The following is a 23,731-nucleotide window of genomic DNA, read 5'->3' on the forward strand; positions in this document are numbered from 1 at the left end:
GCAGACTATTGCCTCCTAAGCCAACACAACAAACAAAACGAAATAAAATAGCAATCACAGGAGTATGGAAATGAAAAAGTGGTTATTAGCAGCAACGATTGCTGCAACGGCAGTATCAGGTGTTGCCCAAGCGAAAGAATGGAAAACAGTTCGCTTTGGTATCGAAGGTGCTTACCCTCCGTTTAGCTGGACAGAAACTGATGGCTCAATAAAAGGCTTTGACGTAGACATGGCAAATGCACTCTGTGAAGAGATGCAAGTGAAGTGCAAAATCGTCGCTCAAGATTGGGATGGTATTATTCCTTCTCTGCTTGCACGTAAGTACGATGCCATCATCGCAGCAATGTCTATCACTGAAGAGCGCAAGAAAAAAGTCGATTTCACTGGCAAGTACGCACAAATTCCAAATAAATTTATCGCTAAGAAAGGTGCGGGTCTAGATTTTGATAATCTTAAAGATGTCAAAATTGGCGTGCAACGTGCGACGACACATGACAAGTACTTAACTGACAACTACGGCGATGATGTTGAAATTGTGCGTTATGGCTCTTTTGATGAAGCGTATCTTGATCTAGAAAATGGTCGAATTGCTGCTGTTTTAGGTGATGCGTCTGCTCTAGAAGAGGGTGTGATCAACAAAGCAGGTGGCGAAGCTTATGAGTTTGTTGGACCATCGTTAACCGATCCAAAATGGTTTGGCGAAGGTATGGGTATCGCTGTTCGTAAACAAGACAAAGATCTGACGAAGAAACTCGACGCAGCAATTATTTCACTACGTGAGAAAGGTGTTTACCAAGAAATTGCTGGTAAATACTTTAACTACGATGTGTACGGTGAATAAACCGTAATTAAGCGACCGTTGGCTTGTTCCTAGAAGTAGTCAACGGTCGATTTTTTGAGTTTAGGGATTAGGAACTCACCTATGCTAGATTTACAAGGATACGAAGCTTCGATTTTGAAAGGAGCTTTAGTAACAATAGAAGTTGCAGTGCTTTCACTCATTCTCGCCATGGTCTTAGGCATGCTTGGCGCATTAGCTAAGTTAGCGCCTTACAAATGGGCAAGGGCGATTGCCACTCTTTACACCACCGTCATTCGCGGCATTCCAGATTTGGTTCTGATGATGCTAATTTTCTTTGGTGGACAAATACTTTTAAATAACAGCCTTTACTCCATCAACGAAACGCTCAACGAGTGGTTTGCCTCGAGTGATCCAAACCATGAATGGACGTCTTACTTACCTGATTATATTGATGTCAGCCCATTTATAGCTGGTGTACTCACGATTGGTTTTATCTTTGGCGCCTACATGGCGGAGACTTTTCGTGGAGCGATCATGGCGGTGGACAAGGGTGAATTAGAAGCGGCGAAAGCTTATGGGATGAGTTCTGCTTTATCGTTTAGAAGAATCTTACTTCCTCAGATGATTCGTCATGCATTACCTGGATTTGGTAATAACTGGTTAGTGTTACTTAAGACCACAGCGTTAGTTTCCATTATTGGTCTGGATGACATGGTGAGAATGAGCTCATTGGCAGCAGGTACAACGAAAATGCCGTTCACCTTTTACATGGCTGTCGCGCTCATCTTTCTATTTTTTACCAGCGTTTCGACCGGGCTACTCAAGCTTGTTGAGCGTAAGTTCAGTATTCATGCGAGGTAAGTTATGGACTTTTCTTTGATTATTGAAAGCTTTCCAACTTATCTTCAGGGACTTTGGACAACAGTTTGGTTAGTGGGATTAGCGTTGGTTATTGGCTTGTGTGTCTCTATCCCATTAGCCGTGGCACGCAATAGTACCAATTACGCTCTAAGCTTACCTTCTTGGGGATTCATTTACTTTTTCCGTGGAACGCCGCTATTGGTTCAGCTGTATTTGATTTACTACGGCATGGATCAGTTTTTCCCTGTGAAAGATACCTTATGGGAGAACGCTTGGTTCTGTGCTTTGGTCGCTTTTATTCTGAATACATCGGCTTACACCGCAGAAATTATTCGTGGTGCGATTAATGGTTTGCCGAAAGGTGAGGTGGAAGCTGCGAAAGCGTATGGCATGAGTAAGTTTATGACATACAGACGTATTATCTTGCCGAGTGCATTGCGTCGAGCATTACCAGCTTATTCCAACGAGGTCATATTTATGCTGCACGGAAGTGCAGTCGCGGGCATCGTTACCATCATGGATTTAACTGGTGCTGCGCGTCTAGTAAACTCGCGCTACTATGCACCATTTGAGTCTTTCCTGACGGCGGGGCTGTTCTACATGGCACTGACGTTTTTGATCTTGTGGTGTTTCAAAGTGGCAGAGAAGCGTTTCTTAGCTTATTTGCGTCCTTTAAGCTAATTATCAATAGAGGCAATAGCACCGGAGTGGGTGCTATTGCTTTTGATAATTTTGTTATCTTCATTCCTATTTTTCCAGTCGATGTAAAAGACTCTTTCTTATTATTCATTAACTTACATTAACATTCGATAAACTCATTGTTTAGTAAGTAAAAATGAAAAAAACAATTCTATCGTTGGGCATTGCCGCCTTAGCCACAGGATGTGGTGGGGGAGAGGGAGAATCAAAACCTAATGCTCAAGTAAAACCAACGCCAGCTCCAGTTCAACAAGCTCTTGAAACTGGTAATGCACTGCTCGTTTCTGACCCGAGCGATTTCATTCGAGAAAGTCGTCAGGTTGTAGAAGCCCACAAGATGCAGTCGAATACGATCAAATCTGCAATTGCGAAAAACCTTTCAGGTCTTTATTGGGATCCAACCCATGATGCCGCGATCTTGGCACCTCAGTATGGCTTCAACGACACCATCTTGATGATCAATAAGGCCATGGCAAGCGGTTACAAAGATCAAGCGCTGTCAATTGGCGTTGCCGGGGAAAAGTCTAATGGTCAACGTTACGCACTATTAGGTAGTAACCCATTTAGAACGGCACAACGTTTTCCCGACTCTTCCAACGCAGCGATGACGCAATGGTTAAGTAATCTGGTCACTTGGTTGTCGGGCGGAGTTACTTCAAACGTCGTCATCGCGCAAATGGACCAGTCTTATTACTTTCCGGATGAGCAAGCGACTCGGAATTGGCTAAAAGACAATGTCTCACAAGAGTTGGCGTTTAACGAGGCCAACCTATGCGATGGTTCGAAGCTACTTAGCTGCTTGCAAACCAATACTCCAAACTTATTGATCTTGTCACAGCATCTGCAATCTGGAGATACCAACAAACCAGTACTCGAAGCTTTGGAATACGCTGAGCAAGCCCAAATTCCTGTTCTATACCTGCATTGGGATGGAGGACTAACTGATCTTGGCCAAGACATTTTGGAAAAATTCCATGTTGATTATGTGGGAGATAACTATTGGCGTAAGTTAGGCTTGGTCGACTGGGAACCTTCATCGTTGATGAACGTTGTGCCGGACTCTGTCATCACACAACAAGCGCTGTTGTCTCGTTTTGAATCTCAAAATTTCAACGTTGACTTGTCAAAGTGTGATGACAAATCCTGCCCTGACACTGCGAATATGGACAGTCAATTTTATGCAGGGGCAAACAGCATTCGCCATTGGTTGCAAAAGCTTGATGAACAAAAAGTAGATTTGTTTAATCAAAACGGCTACCAATACGAAAAACTCATGGTATTGCTGGCTGATCATTATCGTCAAACGGTTGTCTTCCCGATGGACAAACAATCAACCCAAACGACCGAATTCCTAAAGTCGTACTTTGCCGATTACGTGCAATACAACAGCCGAAGCGTAAACCCAAAACAACCAAATATGGGGAACTTCAGCCGTAGTGAGTTTAGCCCTGACATAAAGAGAATCAGTGCAACGATTAATATGGAATCAAAGCGTAACTTCCGTTCGGCTGGTGTGTATGCGCTTCCTGGGGAAACCTTTACGGTTAAACGTAATGACAGCAATGATGTGGCGACTAAGATTGTCATCAACACTTTAAGAAGTGGTGCAACTCATGAGTTCAGCAAAGATGGATACACGCGACCAAAACTGCTGACTTCATTCGGCTATGAAGTGAAGCCGGGTGAAACCATCACGCTGACTTCTCCTTATGGTGGTCCAGTACAGGTTCACTTTGACAAAAATGATGTTCCGGTTGAACTGAAATTTAATCATGTGGCACAGCATCCAGTTTGGAGAAGTGAGAAGGACAACGACGCTTTTATTCAACAGTTAGAAGCCAATTTATTCGATTGGGCTGAGCTGATCACTCCTGGGTTTGAAGTACACTCAAAGCGCGACAAAATGTTGGAGTCGGTCAACGATGAAATGTGGTCTACCCCTTCGGAAATGGCGCTTGCAACAGAAGAATATGTTCACAACTACCCGCATGTGCTGGCAGGTTTCCAAGGGCCGGGCATAGATGAAGTGCCTGAAATTATTCAATACGCCCAAAACCAAGGTTGGGAAATCGCCAATATTGATATAGTGAAGCACATGAACGCCGACCAAGCGACGTGTGGTTATGGTTGTTCGGGTAACCCTTACGATGCTTACTGGTCATTCAGCCCACTCGGTCACGGTGATTTACATGAGCTTGGTCATGGTTTAGAAAAAGGTCGATTCCGATTTTCAGGCTGGGAAGGGCATTCAACGACCAATTACTACTCGTATTACAGTAAGTCTCGTTTCTTCCAGAATACGGGAAAAGTTTCAACTTGCCAAAGCTTGGATTTCAAAGGCCAGTTTGAATTATTGCAAGCTAGCCGAACTCAAGCGGATCCAAACGCATACATGGCTGCGCAAAATCAAACCAGTTGGAGTTGGGGCGCTCGTGTTTACATTCAAATGATGATGGCGGCGCAGCATGAAGGTGTGCTTAAAAATGGTTGGCATTTATTGGCGCGCTTGCACCTGATTGAACGTGAGTTTAACCGCTTAAAATCGGACGATGCGCTTTGGGATGAGAGACGATTGAGTATTGGTTTCGCCAACTACTCTCGGGAAGAAGCAAATAGCATCTCGAACAACGACTGGTTGCTTATTGCTCTGAGCTACATCTCTCAGCGAGATATGACTAACTATCTCGATATGTGGGGGTTCTCGCTCACAGAAAAAGCGAAACAGCAGGTTGTGGCGCTGAATCTACCGCCGATGCCGCTCACTTACTTTGCAAGTAGTAATACAGGCTACTGTCTGAACGAATTTGCACAAACACCGATAACTGTTGATGGTCAAACGGTTTGGCCGCTGAATCAGTGATTAAATGGTAATTTGTATGAAAAAGGGAGACTGAGTCTCCCTTTTTATTGGATTAAGCTTAGCGTTGAGTCTCGCTTATAGCTTTGCAATATATTACTTAAATGTTGACCAGATTGGTGCGTGATCTGAAGGCTTCTCGATACCACGAAGCTCATAGTCGATACCAGATTCAATACACTTTTCCGCTAGAGAAGGGGTTGCCAAAATGACATCAATTCGTAGGCCACGGTTATCATCAAAACCGCGAGAACGGTAGTCAAACCACGAAAATTGATCGTTCACCTCTGGGTATAGCTTACGGAAGGTGTCCACAAAGCCCCAGTCTAGTAAGGTTTTCAACCATTCGCGTTCTTCAGGTTGGAATGAACATTTACCTGTTTTTAGCCAACGTTTACGGTTTGGCTCGCCGATACCGATATCTGCATCAATAGGGCTGATGTTGATGTCACCCATAACAATCAATTGCTCGTCGTTATTGTGATGATCGTTTAGGTAGGTCATCAGATCTTTATAGAATTGGCGCTTGTATGGGAATTTGGTTTCGTGGCTGATGTTATCCCCTTGAGGGAAATAGCCGTTTAGTACAGTGACCTTTTCGCCGTTTTCATTTAAAAACGTTGCCATGATCATGCGCTTTTGATGTTCCTCGTTATCCGTCGGGAACCCTTTTTGTACGTGTAGAGGCTCTTGCTTACAAAGCATTGCTACGCCGTAATGTGCTTTTTGACCATGAAAATACACTTTGTAGCCCATGGCTTCGACAGCTTCAATCGGGAATGCTTCATCGTGAACTTTAATTTCCTGAAGACCAATCACATCAGGTTGGTGTTTGTCGATTAGCGCTTGGAGTTGGTGCAGTCGCGCACGTAGTCCATTGATGTTAAAGCTGATTACTTTCATTATTTATCCTTTTTGGGGGCGTACTTTTTATGAATAGTATCATTGTGTAAGAGCACTGAAAACGAGTCTCGGTGAAAGGAGTGAAACGCTCTGAGCTACTTTGCTTTTAATTTGTTTTCTAAGTCGTTTTGCACGATCTTTAAAGCGTTAAGCGCAACTTCTGGATCTATCTCATTGCTCTCAAGCAAATAGATTAAATCGACAGCCAGTTTGATCTCTTCAGGTGCGTCATCTAAAGGCGAGGTTGGTTGATCAGCCATTATTGATGTTTTTCCCTATGTGTAATTTGGTTCTCTAGCTTAAGAAGTGCTGTTTCACAACGCGCTAAACGTTGCTCGGTTGCTAGTAATACTTTTTGAGCGTCGGCACGCATAAAACTAGGAGCGCTTTCGACAGCACGTTCTTTTTCTAACACCATCTCGCGCAAGCGTCTTGCCCACTCTTGATGTTGAGCGAGCTCCTGATAAAGCACGTTGATAGGCTTACGGAAATGGCTGCTATGTTTGATTTCATTCTTACGAATTTTAGTGGTAGAAATCTCGCGTTGAATCGCACCGATTTGCGCCACTAACCGTTCAGTGAGGTACTCAGCACGCAAAGCGGTGAGCTTACCTTCATTTTGCTCACGCACAATCGCACCCAGCGTGGCTTTTGCTTCTTTTACGCAAGGAGTAAGTAAGCGAGAGCGGCAACCAAATAAACGCTCATCAAAAAGCGGAACATGATGTTCGCCTCTTTGACGGTCAAGAACAGCGGCTTGCTTCGCCATTTGTTCTAGATTTTCCTGGAGTTGAGAAATGTTCATGACAAACCTACAAACCATGCGTCATAAGCCAATTTAATAGCTAGTATGCTGACGACAGTAACAAATACAGGACGAATGAATTTAGAACCAAATCTAATAGCGGAGTGCGCGCCAACAAAAGCACCAGCCATTAAACATACTCCCATTGTTAAGCCTAGCACCCAGTTGATATGTCCGAGGAATGCAAAAGTGATCAAAGAGGTAAAGTTACTGGTAAAGTTCATTGCTTTTGCTAAGCCAGAGGCGAGCAAGATATTCAGCCGGTACAGCGCCATTGAACTTACTGTCCAAAAAGCCCCAGTTCCAGGCCCTGCGAGTCCGTCGTAGAATCCTATGGATAAGCCTTGCATGTACTGTTTTTTATGAAGTTTTGGGCAAGGCTCGGGTATTGGACTTTGATGAGCAGAGTGGGGTGTTTTATGAAAAACGGTATACAACGCTGCCGCCAAAATAACAAGCGGCAATCCTTTTTCCAGCCAATCCGTACTAATCGCATCTACAAATAGCGTACCTAATGTCGCTCCGACGAGTGTTGCCACGAATGCACGCCTCCAGCATTGAGGTTTGAATAGACGTTTTTTGTAGTACGTAAATGCTGCAGTAGAAGAAGCAAAGGTAGCGGCAAGTTTATTGGTGCCTAGTGCAATATGAGGCGGCAAGCCTAGCGAAAGTAGAGCAGGTACGGTAAGCATGCCACCACCACCGGCAACTGCATCAATAAATCCTGCGACAAAAGCGACAAGCGCCAACACCAACAGCATGGTTGGCTCAATCATTTCCATAAATGGTGATTCTTCTAATATTCTATTTTACGTTTAAATGGAGGTAGTGAGTCGATTAAGGCTTGTCCGTATCGCTTAGTGACTAGGCGTCGATCAAGAATCGTTACTCTACCAGAATCTCTCTCTTTACGCAGTAAGCGACCTACGCTCTGGATCAGCTTTTTGCTTGCGTCTGGTACAGTTATTTGCATAAACGGGTTTCCTCCTTTTTTCTCAATGTATTCGGAATGAGCCTGCTCAACAGGGGAGGTTGGAACGCCAAATGGAATTTTTGTAATCACCAAGTTTTCAAGTAATTCGCCAGGTAAGTCTAGCCCCTCAGAGAAACTGCCAGTACCAAATAAGACGCTGGTTTTATTTGATTCTATTAACTTTTTATGTTTTTTTAGAATTTCTTGACGTGAGCTTTCACCTTGAACTTGCAACGCCCAGCCTTTTTTTATGAACTCCGAAGAGAGTGCCTTCGCGACTTGGTTCATCTGCCAATAGGATGAGAATAATACTAAGTTGGCTTTCTTGTCTTCCAAGTACTTAGGCAAGATCTCAATAAGATATTCAGTAAATTGAGGCGCTGGTGGTTCATATTTCATCGCAGGGATGAGTAATTCTGCCTGGTTTTGGTAATCGAATGGTGACGCAAGCGCTAAAAACTGAGTGCCTGATTCTGGTTTTCCATCAATACCAACCTGATGGCAAAAGTAATGGAAAGAGTTTAATGCACGCATCGTTGCGGAAACCAAAATGGCGCCAATACATCTGCTCCAAATCTGTTGGTCGAGTTGCCATCCAATTTCAAGTGGCGAAACACTCACAATGAAATCACCCTCGCGATCGGGGTGGGTTTCTAACCAGCGAGCTAAAGGCGCACCTTTTTCACGAGTTGGTTCAGCCATTAAATGCCATACTTGCGCTAGGTTTTCTAACCTTTGAATGTAGAAACCGAGCTCTGCAAGCGCTGGTTCAGCCAACCTTGTCGCAAGCTCCCCGTCTTTTACTCTTTCCGCAATAAGGTCGGCAATTTTTGCCACACTCTGATTTGCTTTTTTACTGAACTGTTTTAGTTCTTTGGATTGGTTCTCTAGCCACTCAGGTAGTTCACCGTGTTCGAAGCGGTAGATACCCTCTTCAAATTGAGCTGGGTCGAACTGTTTGGGCAATTGAGTCAGTGCCGGTATCAAGTTCTGAACCGCGTCTTGAAGGTCGTTGCGAAATCGAGCTACGCGTTTCTCGTCTGCGAGTGATGAAAACTTACTAATCGACTGATTTAACTTCTCAAGCCATGCTGCCGCGCCTTTTAAACTCGCAGATGCTGAAGCATGGTCACGAGCGACGTGAGGTAAGTGATGTGCCTCGTCGAAGACGTATATCGTATTTTCTGGCTCAGGTAAAATCACGCCGCCACCTAAATCTGCGTCTGCCATGACGAGAGAGTGGTTAGCAATGATGACATCGTTTTTATCCAACTCTGAGCGCGCTTTTTGGAATGGGCAGCCGCGGTGGCCTGGTAAACTGTTATTGCAACTGTGTTTATCACTGACAATCAGTTGCCAAAGCTTATCGTCGATGGGTTTAGGCCAAGAATCACGGTCACCGTCCCATTTACCTTGCGCAAGAGAGCGATGCATTGTTTCTAACAGCTCTATATCTTTTTGCTTAGGTTTGGTTTCAAACATGGCTAACTGGCCACCATCAGCACCGCTAGCAGTAGCGAGCTTTTCTGCACAACAATAGCGTTGACGGCCTTTTGCCAAAATAAAAGAAAACTCTCGGTCGGTAATCCGACGAAAAAGAGGGAGGTCTTTATTTATGAGCTGCTCTTGCAGAGCGACGGTCGCCGTTGAGATAACCACTTTTCTATTGTTATGTACAGCCACGGGAATGGTCGCCATTAGATAGGAGAGCGATTTACCAATTCCAGTCCCTGCTTCTGCAACGAGTATTCGGTTAGATTTGTGATACTGACCGCACAGCGTTTTTGCAATCTCTGCAACAAGGTAGTTTTGTGCTCTTCTAGGCACAAAGTTATCAAGTTGATCTTGAAGGTTTTGATAGCTATTACGAATCGATTTTTGAATGTTACTGGTCAGCATACGGGCCTCAAATGCGTTGGAGGCGAATAGTAGCACACATCACTAGTTGTACAGTAGTTCACAAAACGGAATGCTTTTATAAGGAATGTAGATCTCCTTCACAAAAAAATATTGAACCTTATCTTAATGAAATTAATTTCATTATATGAAAAATATAAAACTCCAACTTGGTCTTATTTGTGGGTTTTTATTCTTTTTTTGTTTTTTAAATTTACTTATTGGATTAAAAAACCATTTGTTAATAATTTTGTAAATTACAAATAATAATGGAGATTGGTTAGATGTTCGTCGAATAAATAAAGGTAAACTTATCAAGTTGTTGTTTTATAATGGTATTTTGTTTTTTTACATTGGTATTTAGAAAATTTGACAGCCAGAATAATCTTTTGCACTCTTAGCTCCAGATTTTGAGGAGGTGCTGTATAACGTTTTGTTAACGCTCTACCTCAAACATATAAAAAAGGGAACCGGACAAGGATATCCCGAACTAAGAAAAGGCAGTGGATTAATTATGAAAAAAACTCTATTAGCACTAGCTGTAGTTGCGTCTGCAACTTCAGTGAACGCAGCTGAAGTATTCAAATCTGAAGAAGGTTCTGTAGATTTCTACGGTCAGCTACGTCCAACTCTTCTATTCACAGAAAAAACTGATCACACAGCAGAGCTAAACACTAGCTCTTCTCGTACTGGTGTGAACGCGGTTTACGTTGTTGACGAAAGCCTAAAAGTTCTGGGTGAAGTTGAAATCGGTGTTGCTCTAGGTGACAACTACGACGCAGGTGCTGATTCAAGCGAGCGTACAGATGACTCTGTATACGTACGTCGCCACATCATCGGTTTTGATATGGGTGATATGGGTACTCTTCGCTTCGGTAAAGAAGGTACTTGGGCTGATGACGTATACTTCGCAGATTACTCTTACTTCTTCGGTGGTAACGCAGCGGAAACTGCATACGGTCACGCTTGGAACAACGATTCTCAAATCAAATACGCTTACGAAAATGACGCGTTCTGGCTAAAAGCTGGTTACGCGCTAGGCGAAAAAGATTCTAACGAAGAAGTACTAGAAGTATTCGTTGGTAAATCTTTCAACGACCTATCTCTACACGCTGGTGTACTTACTGCGAACAACGACATCAACGTAACTAAAGAGAAAAAACTAGTTCTTAATGGTGTAGAGCAAACAGTTTCTCACACAGAGCGTACTGATAACGAAAACCTATCTTTTGAAGTAACTGCTGAGTACGCACTAAACGAGCACACTCTAGGTGCTACGTACTACTACAACGAAAACGAAGATAAGCTAGGTAAATCAACAGTTGATTCACACTACATCGTTGTAGCTGGTATGTTCGCTGTTGCTCCTAAAACAACTCTATACTCTGGTTACGAGTACCTAGCTCAGTCTACTGACGAAGCAGGTAAAGTAGACGCAGACTCTTCTTGGTTCTACGCTGGTGTTGAATACAAGTTCTCTAAATGGGCACGTGTATTCGCAGAAGCGGGTTACACTTTCGAAGGTACTGACTTCGACAACAAAGACACAGATGACGCAACTAACTTCGGTGTTGGTGCTCGTTTCTACTGGTAATCAATACCCAGTTTGATATTGTAAGACCCAGCTATATGCTGGGTCTTTTACTATGAAGATAAGGATGAAAAATTCTATGCAGTTATCATTAAAAGTGGCAATGGCACTGTCTATTTTTGCCAGTACAAACCTCTACGCTGCAACGACTTTAGTGGTTCCAGAAGACGTGAAGTTATTGGCCGTCAACATGGAGAAGCCAGATCTAGAAGGTGGTCTTTTTTCTAGTGAGAAGACAATCGAACTACCTGACGGAACGAATCAAATTGTCTTCAAATATCAACCTACATTCGAAATTAACGAAAACCTTAAGACGGTTTACAGTGATGTAATCGTTGCTAAATTTGATGCTGAAAACGAAAAGCTAACGTTTGAACTGCCAGAGTTTAAAACTCTTCGCCAAGCGCAAAACAACATCTCGCCTCTAGATTGGCAATTACTGGATACCAAAGGCCAACCTATTGCTTTGGTCGAAGATGTATTAGAGTCAGATGGTGTTCAAATTGGTCGTAATTACCCTCAAGAAACTCGTAACTACAATATTGCTGGCGGTATCGCGAGTGTTGCTGTTAGCTATGTAACTGTGAATCAGCATCAACAATCAGTAAGTGATATCGAGCCTCGAGTTGAGACTAGTGATACCCGTTCAACAGCCGCATCGAACGACAGCCCAATGGTTGATGTATTAAAGACGATGTACCAGAAAGCGTCTCCGGCGGAAAAAGAGGCCTTTAAAAACTGGCTTGCTGAGCAGTAATCCCTTAGTTCATTAGATAGGGCTTAACTGAAAAAGTACGAATCTAAAAAGCAGGCTTTAAGCCTGCTTTTATCTTTTCTGCTTATTAGAGAGAGATTTCTCTCCATTCACCAGGCATTAGGTCGTTAAGGACGATATCACCCATCGAATGACGAATGAGGCGCAAGGTAGGGAAGCCAATGTGCGCAGTCATGCGACGCACCTGACGATTTCTTCCTTCAATAATGGTAATGGCTAACCAAGTTGTAGGGATATTTGCTCGAAAACGAACAGGAGGCGTTCTGTCCCAGACTTGTGGTTCTGGAATAACTTCAACTTCGGCTGGTAGAGTCATACCATCTTTTAGCTCTACTCCCTTTCTCAATTTTTCAAGATCTTGCTCCTGAGGAGCGCCATCAACTTGAACCCAATAAGTCTTCGGCGATTTTGACTTTGGCTGCGTTAGCTTCGCCTGCAAGATGCCATCGTTAGTGAGTACCATCAAACCTTCGCTGTCTCGGTCCAATCGGCCAGCCGCATAGACATTTTTGATTGGGATATAGTCCGCTAACGTTTTGCGACCATCGCCATCGGTAAATTGACTGAGCGTATCGTAAGGCTTATTGAAAATAATGACTTTACGATCTTTAGGGGCCACTTTTGGCTTTTGGCTTTTTGTTGGGCGATTAGGGCGGCGGTCTTGCTGAGTACGAGTCTTCGAGCCATTGCGAGCTCCTGAGTGTTTAAAATGGCCCGTTTTAGACTGGTTACGACTGCGACCTTTTTCCTGACCTGTACGAGATGACATGTTAACTACCCTGCAAAAATGTAAATGAACTGTGTTTGAAAGTTTTAAGTTTTCTCATGATCGGATATGATTTGCGCGCCTAAAACTAACAAACGCGCACAGAATGATAGACTAATTCGTGTTATTTGTTTAATTATATCAGTGCACTCATGGATTCAGAGCTTAGAGCTTCAAACTACAACAAAGAGTGCGAACCGCATGTGGCGTTAGTGAGGAGACATGTACTGCTAACGCGCAGCAATGCGTCAATTAAACCAACTCAGACGCTGAGTTGATCAGCCAACAAGTTGATTAAAAAATAGGGAAATTTCATGCCTACAGAAAAACCTACAATTATCTACACCATCACTGATGAAGCGCCGGCGCTAGCAACTTATTCATTACTACCAATCATTCAATCATTCACAGCATCGTCTGGCATCAATGTAGATACTCGTGATATTTCACTAGCAGGTCGAATTATCGCTAACTTCCCAGAGCATCTAAAAGAAGAACAGCGCATTGGCGATGCGTTGACTGAGCTTGGTGAACTAGCTCAAACTCCAGAAGCAAATATCATCAAGCTACCTAACATTTCAGCTTCAGTTCCTCAGCTTAAAGCGGCGATTAAAGAGCTTCAGGCGAAAGGTTACGATTTACCAAACTACCCAGAAGAGCCGAGCACGTACGAAGAGAAAGCGATTAAAGCGGCTTACGACAAAATCAAAGGTAGTGCGGTTAACCCAGTACTTCGTGAAGGTAACTCAGACCGTCGTGCTCCGACTTCGGTTAAGAACTACGCGAAGAAAAACCCACACTCAATGGGTGCATGGTCAGCAGAATCTAAGTCTCATGTTGCGAGCATGTCAGACAATGACTTCTTTGGTAGCGAAAAGTCTACAACTATCTCTGGTGCAACAGAGGTCAAAATCGAGTTTGTCGGTAATGATGGTACAGTTAAAGAGCTTAAGTCTGCGTTCCCATTACTAGATAAAGAAGTCATTGATACTTCAGTAATGAAGAAGAAGGCGTTGGTTGAATTTTTCGAGAAAGAGATTGCTGAAGCGAAAGCGCAAGACGTGCTGCTGTCTCTTCATATGAAAGCGACGATGATGAAAGTTTCTGACCCTGTCATTTTCGGCCATGCCGTAAAAGTTTACTACAAAGACGTTTTCGATAAGTACGGTAAGCTGTTTGAAGAGCTAGGCGTTGATGTAAACAATGGCATCGGTGATGTTTACTCAAAAATTGAGTCTCTACCTGAAGCGCAAAAAGCAGAAATTGAAGCGGCCATTCAAGCGGTTTACCAAACTCAACCAGAACTTGCGATGGTTGACTCTGATCGTGGTATCACAAACTTACATGTACCAAGTGACATTATTGTAGATGCTTCTATGCCAGCAATGCTTCGCTCTTCGGGTCAAATGTGGGGACCAGATGGTAAACAAAAAGACACCAAAGCGATGATTCCAGATCGTAGCTACGCAGGTATTTACCAAGCGGTTATTGATTTCTGTAAAGAGCACGGCGCATTTGATCCAACCACTATGGGTAGCGTACCTAACGTTGGTCTAATGGCTCAGAAAGCTGAAGAGTATGGTTCTCACGACAAGACATTCATTCTAGACGCTGCGGGTACTGTTCGCGTTGTTGATGCTTCAGGTAACGTACTGTTAGAGCAAGCGGTTGAAGAAGGTGATATCTTCCGTATGTGTCAGGTTAAAGACGCACCAATCCAAGATTGGGTTAAACTAGCAGTGACTCGCGCACGTGCAACAGGTGTTCCAGCTGTATTCTGGCTAGACGAAAACCGCGCGCACGATGCTGAGCTCATCAAGAAAGTAAACGCCTACCTACCAGATCACGATACTGACGGTCTAGAGATTAAGATCCTATCTCCTGTTGAAGCTTGTAAGTACTCACTAGAGCGTATGAAAGCGGGCCTAGATACTATCTCTGTTACAGGTAATGTTCTTCGTGACTACCTAACAGACTTGTTCCCAATTCTAGAGTTAGGTACGTCTGCTAAGATGCTATCTATTGTTCCATTGATGAATGGTGGTGGTCTATTTGAAACAGGCGCTGGTGGTTCTGCTCCTAAGCACGTTCAACAAGTAGAAAAAGAGAATCACCTTCGTTGGGATTCTTTGGGCGAGTTCCTAGCGCTTGCAGCTTCGTTAGAGCATTTAAGTGTAGCGACAAACAATCCTAAGGCTCAGGTTCTCGCAGATACACTAGATAAAGCGACCGGTGAGTTTTTAGACACCAATAAATCTCCGTCACGCAAAGTGGGTGAGCTAGATAACCGTGGAAGCCACTTCTATCTTGCACTTTACTGGGCGAAAGCGCTTTCAGAGCAAACGGATGATGCGGATCTTGCTGCTGAATTTGCACCAATTGCAAAAGCGCTGTCAGAGCAGGAAGAAACGATCGTTGCTGAGCTAAATAATGCGCAAGGCGTGAAAGGTGAGCTAGGAGGTTACTACTTACTAGACGATGCATTGGTTTCTAAATTGATGCGTCCAAGCGAAACCTTTAACGCAATCATTAACAAGTAAGTTAGTGTTAAAAAACACGTCGTTTTCGGCGTGTTTCCTATCCTGTAAGTGCGTTGTAAGTGTTCCTTTTGTAACACGTGCTCTAAATAGTAAGAAACCCGCTATCTTGGCGGGTTTATTTTTCTCTTCAAAACATCAACGTGGTGTTTCGAGAGCAATATTTTTATATTTCGATAGCGCTCTAATTATTTGGCTTGGCCTTCAAGAGGCACGACGCTACTCGCGTGACAGCCTTTGGGACCTTTTTCAATCTCGTAAGAGACTTGTTGGCCTGCTTTCAGTGTACGATAACCGTCCATCTGGATAGTTGAGTAGTGGGCAAAGATATCTCCCTCTTCTTCATCTGAACAAATAAACCCAAATCCTTTGGCATTGTTAAACCACTTTACTGTACCTGTAGCCATGCTTTACATCCCTCATGCATTTTTTACTGATGTTGTTACTGCAACCAAGTTATACCTTTAACTTGGTACTACCATTGTCAGCGAATGCCAACAAACGTCAAATCAATGATAAGTCACATTCATCAAACCACTTAAAGAAGAGAAGTTTCAAAATGATGATTTATGCATCGACACTTTCCACTGTAGTCAATGAATTTCGACAGTCAATAGCAGTGAGCAACAAACAGAAACATAATTGAAAACAAATCACTTTTGAGATTAACAAATTTGCAAACAGTTTTTCGTATATACGCAGAAGTTTAGTCAATTTGCCTATGAAGTGGCTCATACTGAAAAAGCCATACTGTCCGTGTTGCTTATGGGAGAAGAATCCTCTGACTGAATAAAAAATGAAGTTTTCGTGATAATTACCGTATTCTCAATGAGGAAGTGTGATCCAGATAGAAGATGATGGGGTGGTTTGCAATAGTCCAAAAGCAATAAATAGAAAGTTCTTTTATAAGAAAAAATGTGTAACTTATCGACAAGCATCTTTTATTTGCGCCGTATCAAGACGTGCATTAGTCTCTATATTAGGTAGCAACTTTTATCGATCAAAGATCGAATTCGGTGCCATAACTCACTACACCGCGCTGCACGCTTGTGGTAGATTGTTTTTATAGGTCGAAAACATCAACCCTTTGATACGATATCTTTAGATTGCCATGAGTAAAAATTTTGAATGGGTCACTCCGGACTCTGATCTTCTGGAGCGAGAAAGTACGAAAGTCCAGCCACCTAAGCTGTACAATGTCGTACTCAATAATGATGACTATACACCTATGGATTTCGTCATAGAGGTGCTTGAGCGATTTTTCTCACATGATATTGATAAAGCAACTCAAATCATGCTTCAGGTCCACTATGAAGGAAAGGCAATTTGCGGCACATACAGCGCAGAAATTGCCGAAACAAAAGTAGCGCAAGTTACGATGTACGCAAGGGAAAATGAACATCCGCTACTTTGCACTATGGAGCAAGCGTAAACAAAGAAGACTTGCTCGAACAACCCCAGTTGTTTTTTCGGGAGGTACTTATGCTAAATAAAGAACTAGAGTCAAGCCTTAACGGTGCATTTGCTCGGGCGCGAGATAAACGCCACGAGTTTATGACTGTCGAACACCTCCTACTTGCATTGTTGGAAAATGATGCAGCTAAGGAAGCCCTTCTAGCTTGTAAGGCGGATCTTGACGCTTTACGCAACGAACTCGATATTTTCATCGATCAAACTACGCCTCTTATCCCAGATAGTGATGAGACGCGTGAAACGCAGCCGACTTTGAGTTTTCAACGTGTACTACAACGCGCCGTCTTTCATGTACAGTCGTCTGGTCGTAATGAAGTAACAGGCGCCAACGTGCTTGTTGCTATCTTCAGTGAACAAGAGTCGCATGCCGCTTACTTACTGAAGAAAAATGACATCTCCCGATTAGATATTGTTAATTTCATCTCCCACGGTATTACTAAAGCATCAGGTGCAGGTGAGGATTCATCATCAGACTCGTTTAGCTCAGAAAGTGTTGAAGAGCCTAATTCTGAAGAACGCCTAGAAAGCTTTGCGACGAATCTTAATCAAGTCGCTAAAGATGGAAACATCGACCCACTCATTGGACGTGATAAAGAGTTAGAGCGCACTATTCAGGTACTTTGTCGACGCCGCAAGAATAATCCACTACTAGTGGGTGAGGCAGGAGTTGGTAAAACAGCCATTGCGGAAGGTCTTGCATGGCGAATTGTCGAAGGGCAGGTCCCTGAGGTCATTCAAAACAGCGTGATTTATTCACTAGATATTGGCTCTTTGCTCGCTGGTACCAAATATCGCGGTGATTTTGAAAAGCGCTTCAAGGCGATTTTGAAACAACTTGAAAAAGAAGAAGATGCCATTTTGTTCATCGATGAAATACATACCATCATCGGTGCAGGCGCGGCATCTGGTGGTCAAGTCGATGCAGCAAATCTTATTAAGCCTCTTTTAAGTAGCGGTAAGTTGCGTTGTATTGGTTCGACGACATACCAAGAATACAGCAACATTTTCGAGAAAGAGCGTGCGTTGTCTCGCCGTTTCCAAAAGATAGACGTTGTAGAGCCTTCATTGGATGATACAACTAAAATCTTGATGGGTTTGAAGCCGAAGTACGAAGCTCACCATGAAGTACGTTATACCAATAAAGCACTGCGTGCCGCGGTAGAACTGTCGGCTAAATACATTAATGAACGCCATCTACCAGATAAGGCCATTGATGTCATTGATGAAGCTGGTGCGCGTAGTCGTCTTGCTCCTGCAAGCCGTCGTAAAAAAACGGTCGGAGTGGCTGATATCGAATCAATGGTTGCCAAAATGGCGCGAATTCCAGAGAAGTCGGTTTCTTCTTCAGATAAAGACATTTTGAAAAACTTAGATAGCAAAATGAAGATGTTGGTATTCGGTCAAGATAATGCGATTGATGCATTGTCCGAGGCGATCAAGCTGACACGTGCAGGTTTAGGTGTAGACAACAAACCTGTTGGTTCATTCTTGTTTGCAGGCCCAACAGGGGTTGGTAAAACAGAGGTGACGGTGCAGTTATCTAAGCTTCTAGGTATCGAGCTACTTCGTTTTGATATGTCTGAGTATGGTGAGCGTCACTCCGTAAGTCGCTTAATTGGTGCGCCTCCTGGTTATGTCGGTTATGACCAAGGTGGTTTGCTAACCGATGCTGTTATTAAGCACCCACACTCAGTCGTATTACTTGATGAGATTGAAAAAGCGCACCCTGATATCTTTAACCTGTTGTTGCAAGTCATGGATAACGGTACGCTAACGGACAACAATGGTCGCAAAGCAGACTTCCGTAATGTCATTCTTGTTATGACAACTAACGCAGGTGTGGCGGAAACCGAGAAGAAATCAATTGGTTTGATTCAACAAGACAACAGTCACGATGCAATGGCGGAAATTAAGAAGGTGTTTACTCCTGAGTTCCGTAACCGTCTTGATAACATCATCTGGTTTAACAGCCTTGATGAAAGCGTTATCCATCAAGTGGTTGATAAGTTCATTGTTGAACTGCAAGTGCAACTTGATGCGAGAGGCGTTTCAATGGAAGTATCGCAAGACGCTCGCCATTGGTTAGCACATAAAGGTTATGACAAAGCTATGGGGGCTCGCCCAATGGGGCGTGTTATCCAAGAACAGCTTAAGAAGCCTTTGGCTAACGAACTGTTGTTTGGATCTTTAGTTGACGGCGGTACAGTGAAAGTAACGCTGGTCAACGATACGCTTGAGTTTGAATACTTAAGTGAGAAAGAGACAGCGATGCATTAATCGTTAGTCGGTAACAAACGCAAAAGCGCACGAGAAGATCGTGCGCTTTTTTATCTGAACTAAATCGGAAAAAATTGTGCAATAAAAAACGGAGCAGCTTGCTCCGTTTTTTATTGCATCCGAAAATCAGAGATTAACGAGCGCGGAAGACGATGCGGCCTTTTGACAGGTCGTATGGAGTCATCTCTACAGTTACTTTGTCACCCGTTAGGATACGGATGTAGTTCTTACGCATCTTGCCAGAGATGTGAGCAGTCACAACGTGACCGTTTTCAAGTTCAACACGGAACATAGTGTTTGGTAGAGTGTCAAGGACAGTGCCTTGCATCTCGATTACGTCTTCTTTAGCCATTTAATCCTCTTTAGAAATTAGGCAATATTAGCGGGCTATATTCTGCCGCTAAATAGTAATTATGTAAAGTTGAGGCGTATTCTACCCTCGCCAACGCTGATTTACTAGCCTTTGGTGGCGTTGAAAGCGTGTTTTGTAGCTCATTGCTGGGCACTCATCAATCTGATATCCCAAATATAGCCACTGTTGTTTGTTTTCTTGGCAGTATTTAATTTGATAAAGCACTGCTAACGTGCCAAGAGATAACTCGTAGTCAGGGTCAAAGAAAGTATAAAAAGCACTCGAGCATTGTGGCATCAAATCTGTCACCGCAATGGCGAGCAATCGATCTGATTCATCGTAAATGTGTAAAAACGACGTTGTCAGCCAGCTAGTTTGAGCAAATCGAGCAAACTCATCACGCTTTGGTGGGTACATAGTGCCGTTTTTATGCCGTTTGCCGATGTACCGACTGTAAAGCTCAAACCATTCCTCATCCATTTCAGGTTTCATTTCCCAGCGTAAAGACTGTGCTTTATTAAGCAGCCTCTTCTGACTTTTTGATAATCTAACGTCTGGAATCGAGACTCGAATTGGCTGGCAAGCGGTGCAATGCTCGCAATGCGGTTTATATATGGTATCTCCGCTACGACGAAAACCGTTAGCCATGAGCAACTGGTAATTTTCTTCAGTATGCAGCCTTTCATCAAGCGCCACCGCAACCCGCTCTTGCCGTTCAGGCAAATAACTACAAGGGTGATTATTCGTCAACCCTATTCGAATATGTTGTATATCCGTACTCATACTGAATCCTGCAAAACTTGGGGCTGATAGGCATCAAATAGTGTTTGCTTTTCTCTTAAAGATAGTAGTTTTTGCATAAATTCGTCACGCTCAAGTTCAAATGCGCCAAGTGATGCCAAGTGAGAATTCATAACTTGGCAATCGATTAATTGACCTTGCTTTGACGCCAAATGGTTGCATAAGTACCACAATGCAATTTTGGATGCGTTATCTTTTAGGCTAAACATCGACTCCCCGCAAAAAAGTTGGCCCACGCAGATGCCATATAGTCCGCCAATCAGGTTGTTGTCATGCCATACTTCTACAGAGTGACAGTGACCAAGTTTGGCTAACTCAATGTAGGAAGTTTGCATTTCCTCGTTGAGCCATGTTTCCTCTGCAGGGCGTGTTGAAGAACATAGTCTAATCACTTCTTCTGTCGCGAAATTGAGTGTTACTTTATAGTTATGTTTACGCTGAAATTTTTTGAGACTTTTAGATGGCTTAAACTGCAATGGGTCAAACACAGCGCGCGGAGAAGGGCTCCACCATAAAATAGGTTCACCAGGACCATACCAAGGGAAAATGCCTTGATAATAACCATTGAGGATTCTCATGGGGTTTAAGTCACCACCAAAAGCCAGCAAGCCATTGGGGTCGCTGAGTGCTTTATAGGGTGAGGGAAAGTTGAACGTTTCATCGAGTTCAGTTAAATAAATAGCCATAAGAAGTCGTTACCAACATTGGAGTCAGAGGAGTTTATGATGACCTGGTTAAGAAATATCGTAAAAGTATGGCTTGGGATCATACTGTTTTTACCACTTGTCGCCAACGCAGCCTATGAAAGAAATGTTGCCAAGCCAGTTAATGAAGTAGTTTACGGGAAGATTGACTCTGTCCGTTATATTACTCAACAAGAGGTTGTTCAATCGAAAAGTAACGGTTGGAAGACACTACTTGGTGCCACTATCGGTGGTTTAGTCGGTAATCAATTTGGTGGCGGTACGGGAAGAGAAGTCGCGACGGCAGTGGGTGCGCTTGCAGGTGCCGCAGTTGCTCAAAACCAAAGTAATTACCAATACACGGTTGAATATAAGTTAGTTGAGCTACTCATCAAAGTGAAGGGTGATAAGCTAATTAATGTCATCCAAGATGTTGATAAAAATATGTTATTTAGTCGAGGGGATGAAGTTCGTATTTTATATTTTGATGATGGAGTCAGGGTTGATATCACTTATTAACCCTAGGTTGTTTTAGCCTAACGAAGCCTAATCAGGCATGTACAGTCGGGCTGGCTTATCGTCAAATAAAGTCGAAATAGTTTGCTGTTTCGCCGTGCTTCTTTCGCTCTGATTTACATCGCTGGCAATGCCTTTAATTCTGTATCTTTAGGCTGCTTGAGGATATTCATAAATTAGCACCGATTTACTCTGGTTTTGTCGTGTTTTTTTGGGTAGTCTGAATTCACGAAGAATTGTTTAGCCCTCATAAAAAATCGTATGTTGAGGGCACAAAGGATTATCAACTTTTAATGGAAAGCCTAACGTTACAACCTATCAATAAAATTCAAGGGGAAGTGAACCTTCCTGGCTCTAAAAGCGTTTCTAATCGAGCTCTTTTACTTGCTGCTCTTGCTAAAGGCAGAACTCGCCTTACTAATCTCCTCGACAGTGATGATATCCGTCATATGCTGAATGCGCTGACTAAACTAGGCGTTCAATACCAACTTTCCGAAGATAAAACAGAATGTCTCGTTGAAGGCCTTGGGCGTCCGTTTTCTGTCTCAGAGCCGGTAGAGTTATTTCTCGGCAATGCTGGCACTGCGATGCGACCATTAGCTGCGGCTCTTTGTCTTGGAGAAGGGGAGTATGTACTGACGGGCGAACCTCGTATGAAAGAGCGTCCAATTGGTCACCTTGTCACGGCACTGAAAGATGCTGGTGCGAACGTTGAGTACATGGAAAACGAGAACTTTCCGCCTCTCAAAATAATTGGTACTGGCCTAAAAGCAGGTACAGTTTCTATCGATGGGTCCATTTCAAGTCAGTTCTTGACCGCTTTCTTAATGTCTGCGCCATTGGCTGAAGGTGAAATTCGCATCAACATCGAAGGCGATTTGGTTTCTAAGCCTTATATCGATATCACCCTGCATATCATGAAGCAGTTTGGAGTCGATGTGATCAACAACGACTATCAAGAGTTTGTGATCCCAGCCGGTCAGCAATACATCGCTCCAGGTGATTTCTTGGTTGAAGGTGACGCGTCTTCTGCTTCTTACTTCTTGGCGGCGGCAGCCATCAAAGGTGGAGAAGTTAAAGTCACGGGTATCGGTAAAAACAGCATTCAAGGTGATATTCAATTTGCTGATGCGCTTGAAAAAATGGGTGCAGAAATTGAATGGGGTGATGACTACGTAATTTCACGTGTTGGTCAATTAAAAGGCATTGATATGGATTACAACCATATCCCTGATGCTGCAATGACCATCGCGACAACAGCGTTATTTGCCGAAGGCACTACCGCTATTCGTAACGTTTATAACTGGCGTGTAAAAGAAACAGACCGTTTGTCAGCTATGGCGACTGAGTTACGTAAAGTTGGTGCGGAAGTGGAAGAAGGGGAAGACTACATCATCGTCAAACCTGTCTCTCAGTTAAAGCATGCAGCGATTGATACTTACGATGATCATCGTATGGCGATGTGTTTTTCGCTGGTGGCACTTAGTGATACGCCTGTGACGATTAACGATCCAAAGTGTACGTCGAAAACGTTCCCTGACTACTTCGACAAACTTAAGGCTTTGAGCTGCTAAATATTCTGACCTGAAACAGGAAAGCCAGAGTGAATAACACTCTGGCTTTTTTGTTTCCCAATACTATTTAACCAGCGTAAATTCCTTAGAAAGGTGATGCGCTAAGTATTTGAACATATTGAATACTGCAGTCGTATTTGAAGTTGGTAAACCTTTGTCATCAAGGAAGTATTCACCTTTAAAAACTAAAACACCTTCTTTTTCTTCTACACTTGTTGCTCGCATTCCCTCGATGTAATCATCGTGCTCTTGGATGATTTGGTTAGCGATCAAAAGAAGGTCGAACTCTTCGATAAACGTTCTATCAGACATATTCTTTCTACCATCCTATTCAGTTAAGAACGCTGAGTATACCTACAACTAAAATGGGTTTGCATGATTAATTCAGTCAATCGTTCAGTAAGACTAAACAGATCAATTTTTAGAGTATAAGCATGATGCGGAGGAAGATGGCAGAGCATTGAACCAAACTATTTTGTGATGGGTAACAAAATTTATTGCATTGGATTAGCGGATGCTAAGTTTGCCTGTTTAGATATGCCGCTCAATACCTTTCAGAACCCTGTCTTTTTGAAGTATAAAGACGATGA

The 23,731-nt window shown here is 43.2% G+C and carries 22 protein-coding genes; 11 read left to right on the plus strand and 11 right to left on the minus strand.

What is annotated here, in order from left to right; genetic code table 11:
* Positions 1 to 70: 70 nt before the first annotated feature.
* From N646_RS00315 to N646_RS00330, 4 genes are all read left to right on the plus strand, one after another.
* Positions 71 to 841, plus strand: coding sequence for an ABC transporter substrate-binding protein (locus N646_RS00315; RefSeq protein ID WP_005378437.1), 771 nt, complete (start codon positions 71 to 73; stop codon positions 839 to 841).
* A gap of 81 nt (positions 842 to 922) precedes the next feature.
* Entirely contained in the window at positions 923 to 1,663 is a 741-nt protein-coding gene (locus N646_RS00320; protein WP_005378436.1) for an ABC transporter permease, read from the plus strand.
* Between the two features lie 3 nt (positions 1,664 to 1,666).
* On the plus strand, positions 1,667 to 2,344 hold the full coding sequence (locus N646_RS00325) for an ABC transporter permease (protein ID WP_017820024.1): 678 nt from the start codon (positions 1,667 to 1,669) through the stop codon (positions 2,342 to 2,344).
* 154 nt (positions 2,345 to 2,498) lie between these two features.
* Entirely contained in the window at positions 2,499 to 5,222 is a 2,724-nt protein-coding gene (locus tag N646_RS00330; protein WP_017820025.1) for an ImpA family metalloprotease, read from the plus strand.
* A gap of 93 nt (positions 5,223 to 5,315) precedes the next feature.
* Here N646_RS00330 and xthA read toward each other — a convergent pair whose 3' ends face one another.
* The 5 genes from xthA to dinG all read right to left on the minus strand — a co-directional run bounded on the left by xthA (position 5,316) and on the right by dinG (position 9,799).
* Complete coding sequence (gene xthA, locus N646_RS00335) at positions 5,316 to 6,122, minus strand: exodeoxyribonuclease III (protein WP_005378433.1); 807 nt, start codon at positions 6,120 to 6,122, stop codon at positions 5,316 to 5,318.
* Positions 6,123 to 6,217: 95 nt separating this feature from the next.
* Positions 6,218 to 6,382: a pleiotropic regulatory protein RsmS gene (rsmS, locus tag N646_RS00340; RefSeq protein ID WP_005378432.1), complete on the minus strand. Its 165-nt coding sequence runs from the start codon at positions 6,380 to 6,382 to the stop codon at positions 6,218 to 6,220.
* Positions 6,382 to 6,927, minus strand: a complete 546-nt coding sequence (locus N646_RS00345) for a primosomal replication protein (protein ID WP_017820026.1) — start codon at positions 6,925 to 6,927, stop codon at positions 6,382 to 6,384. The genes rsmS and N646_RS00345 overlap by 1 nt, the downstream gene beginning before the upstream one ends.
* A complete protein-coding gene (locus tag N646_RS00350; protein ID WP_005387866.1) occupies positions 6,924 to 7,709 on the minus strand; it encodes a sulfite exporter TauE/SafE family protein in 786 nt (261 codons plus the stop codon). Before N646_RS00350 ends, N646_RS00345 begins: the two co-directional genes overlap by 4 nt.
* Before the next feature lie 14 nt (positions 7,710 to 7,723).
* Complete coding sequence (gene dinG / locus N646_RS00355; protein WP_017634733.1) at positions 7,724 to 9,799, minus strand: ATP-dependent DNA helicase DinG; 2,076 nt, start codon at positions 9,797 to 9,799, stop codon at positions 7,724 to 7,726.
* A gap of 511 nt (positions 9,800 to 10,310) precedes the next feature.
* Between dinG and N646_RS00360 the strand changes: the two genes are divergently transcribed.
* Positions 10,311 to 11,390 (plus strand): porin, encoded by a 1,080-nt coding sequence (locus tag N646_RS00360; protein ID WP_005378424.1) that lies wholly within the window; start codon positions 10,311 to 10,313, stop codon positions 11,388 to 11,390.
* A gap of 76 nt (positions 11,391 to 11,466) precedes the next feature.
* Positions 11,467 to 12,144 carry a DUF2057 family protein gene (locus N646_RS00365; RefSeq protein ID WP_017820027.1) on the plus strand — a complete coding sequence of 226 codons (678 nt, stop codon included), beginning with the start codon at positions 11,467 to 11,469 and terminating at the stop codon, positions 12,142 to 12,144.
* A gap of 85 nt (positions 12,145 to 12,229) precedes the next feature.
* Here N646_RS00365 and N646_RS00370 read toward each other — a convergent pair whose 3' ends face one another.
* A complete protein-coding gene (locus tag N646_RS00370) occupies positions 12,230 to 12,931 on the minus strand; it encodes a pseudouridine synthase (RefSeq protein WP_005387874.1) in 702 nt (233 codons plus the stop codon).
* A 311-nt stretch (positions 12,932 to 13,242) separates the two neighbouring features.
* Here N646_RS00370 and N646_RS00375 point away from each other — a divergent pair, with 311 nt between their 5' ends.
* The gene (locus N646_RS00375) at positions 13,243 to 15,468 is read left to right on the plus strand and encodes an NADP-dependent isocitrate dehydrogenase (RefSeq protein ID WP_005378404.1); all 2,226 of its coding nucleotides are present in this window, start codon (positions 13,243 to 13,245) and stop codon (positions 15,466 to 15,468) included.
* Positions 15,469 to 15,653: 185 nt separating this feature from the next.
* Here N646_RS00375 and cspD read toward each other — a convergent pair whose 3' ends face one another.
* A complete protein-coding gene (gene cspD, locus N646_RS00380) occupies positions 15,654 to 15,872 on the minus strand; it encodes a cold shock domain-containing protein CspD (protein ID WP_005378407.1) in 219 nt (72 codons plus the stop codon).
* A 704-nt stretch (positions 15,873 to 16,576) separates the two neighbouring features.
* Here cspD and clpS point away from each other — a divergent pair.
* Positions 16,577 to 16,897, plus strand: coding sequence for an ATP-dependent Clp protease adapter ClpS (clpS, locus tag N646_RS00385; protein ID WP_005378419.1), 321 nt, complete (start codon positions 16,577 to 16,579; stop codon positions 16,895 to 16,897).
* Between the two features lie 50 nt (positions 16,898 to 16,947).
* On the plus strand, positions 16,948 to 19,215 hold the full coding sequence (clpA, locus tag N646_RS00390) for an ATP-dependent Clp protease ATP-binding subunit ClpA (RefSeq protein ID WP_005387879.1): 2,268 nt from the start codon (positions 16,948 to 16,950) through the stop codon (positions 19,213 to 19,215).
* 133 nt (positions 19,216 to 19,348) lie between these two features.
* On the opposite strand, the gene infA is transcribed toward clpA, so the two are convergent.
* The 3 genes from infA to aat form a co-directional block, all read right to left on the minus strand.
* Positions 19,349 to 19,567 carry a translation initiation factor IF-1 gene (infA, locus tag N646_RS00395; RefSeq protein WP_001040192.1) on the minus strand — a complete coding sequence of 73 codons (219 nt, stop codon included), beginning with the start codon at positions 19,565 to 19,567 and terminating at the stop codon, positions 19,349 to 19,351.
* An 81-nt stretch (positions 19,568 to 19,648) separates the two neighbouring features.
* Complete coding sequence (locus N646_RS00400; RefSeq protein ID WP_017820028.1) at positions 19,649 to 20,350, minus strand: arginyltransferase; 702 nt, start codon at positions 20,348 to 20,350, stop codon at positions 19,649 to 19,651.
* Entirely contained in the window at positions 20,347 to 21,054 is a 708-nt protein-coding gene (aat, locus tag N646_RS00405) for a leucyl/phenylalanyl-tRNA--protein transferase (RefSeq protein ID WP_005378347.1), read from the minus strand. The genes N646_RS00400 and aat overlap by 4 nt, the downstream gene beginning before the upstream one ends.
* A 39-nt stretch (positions 21,055 to 21,093) precedes the next feature.
* On the opposite strand from aat, the gene N646_RS00410 reads away from it, so the two are divergent.
* Together N646_RS00410 and aroA are read left to right on the plus strand one after the other, a co-directional pair.
* Positions 21,094 to 21,570 (plus strand): outer membrane lipoprotein, encoded by a 477-nt coding sequence (locus N646_RS00410; RefSeq protein WP_005378348.1) that lies wholly within the window; start codon positions 21,094 to 21,096, stop codon positions 21,568 to 21,570.
* A 290-nt stretch (positions 21,571 to 21,860) separates the two neighbouring features.
* Positions 21,861 to 23,141, plus strand: coding sequence for a 3-phosphoshikimate 1-carboxyvinyltransferase (gene aroA / locus N646_RS00415; RefSeq protein WP_005387883.1), 1,281 nt, complete (start codon positions 21,861 to 21,863; stop codon positions 23,139 to 23,141).
* A 63-nt stretch (positions 23,142 to 23,204) separates the two neighbouring features.
* Here the strand turns inward: aroA and N646_RS00420 are convergent, their stop codons facing one another.
* Positions 23,205 to 23,453 carry a YciN family protein gene (locus N646_RS00420; RefSeq protein WP_005387884.1) on the minus strand — a complete coding sequence of 83 codons (249 nt, stop codon included), beginning with the start codon at positions 23,451 to 23,453 and terminating at the stop codon, positions 23,205 to 23,207.
* Positions 23,454 to 23,731 lie beyond the last annotated feature (278 nt).

Source organism: Vibrio alginolyticus NBRC 15630 = ATCC 17749, from assembly GCF_000354175.2.
GTDB classification, from domain to species: Bacteria; Pseudomonadota; Gammaproteobacteria; order Enterobacterales; family Vibrionaceae; genus Vibrio; species Vibrio alginolyticus.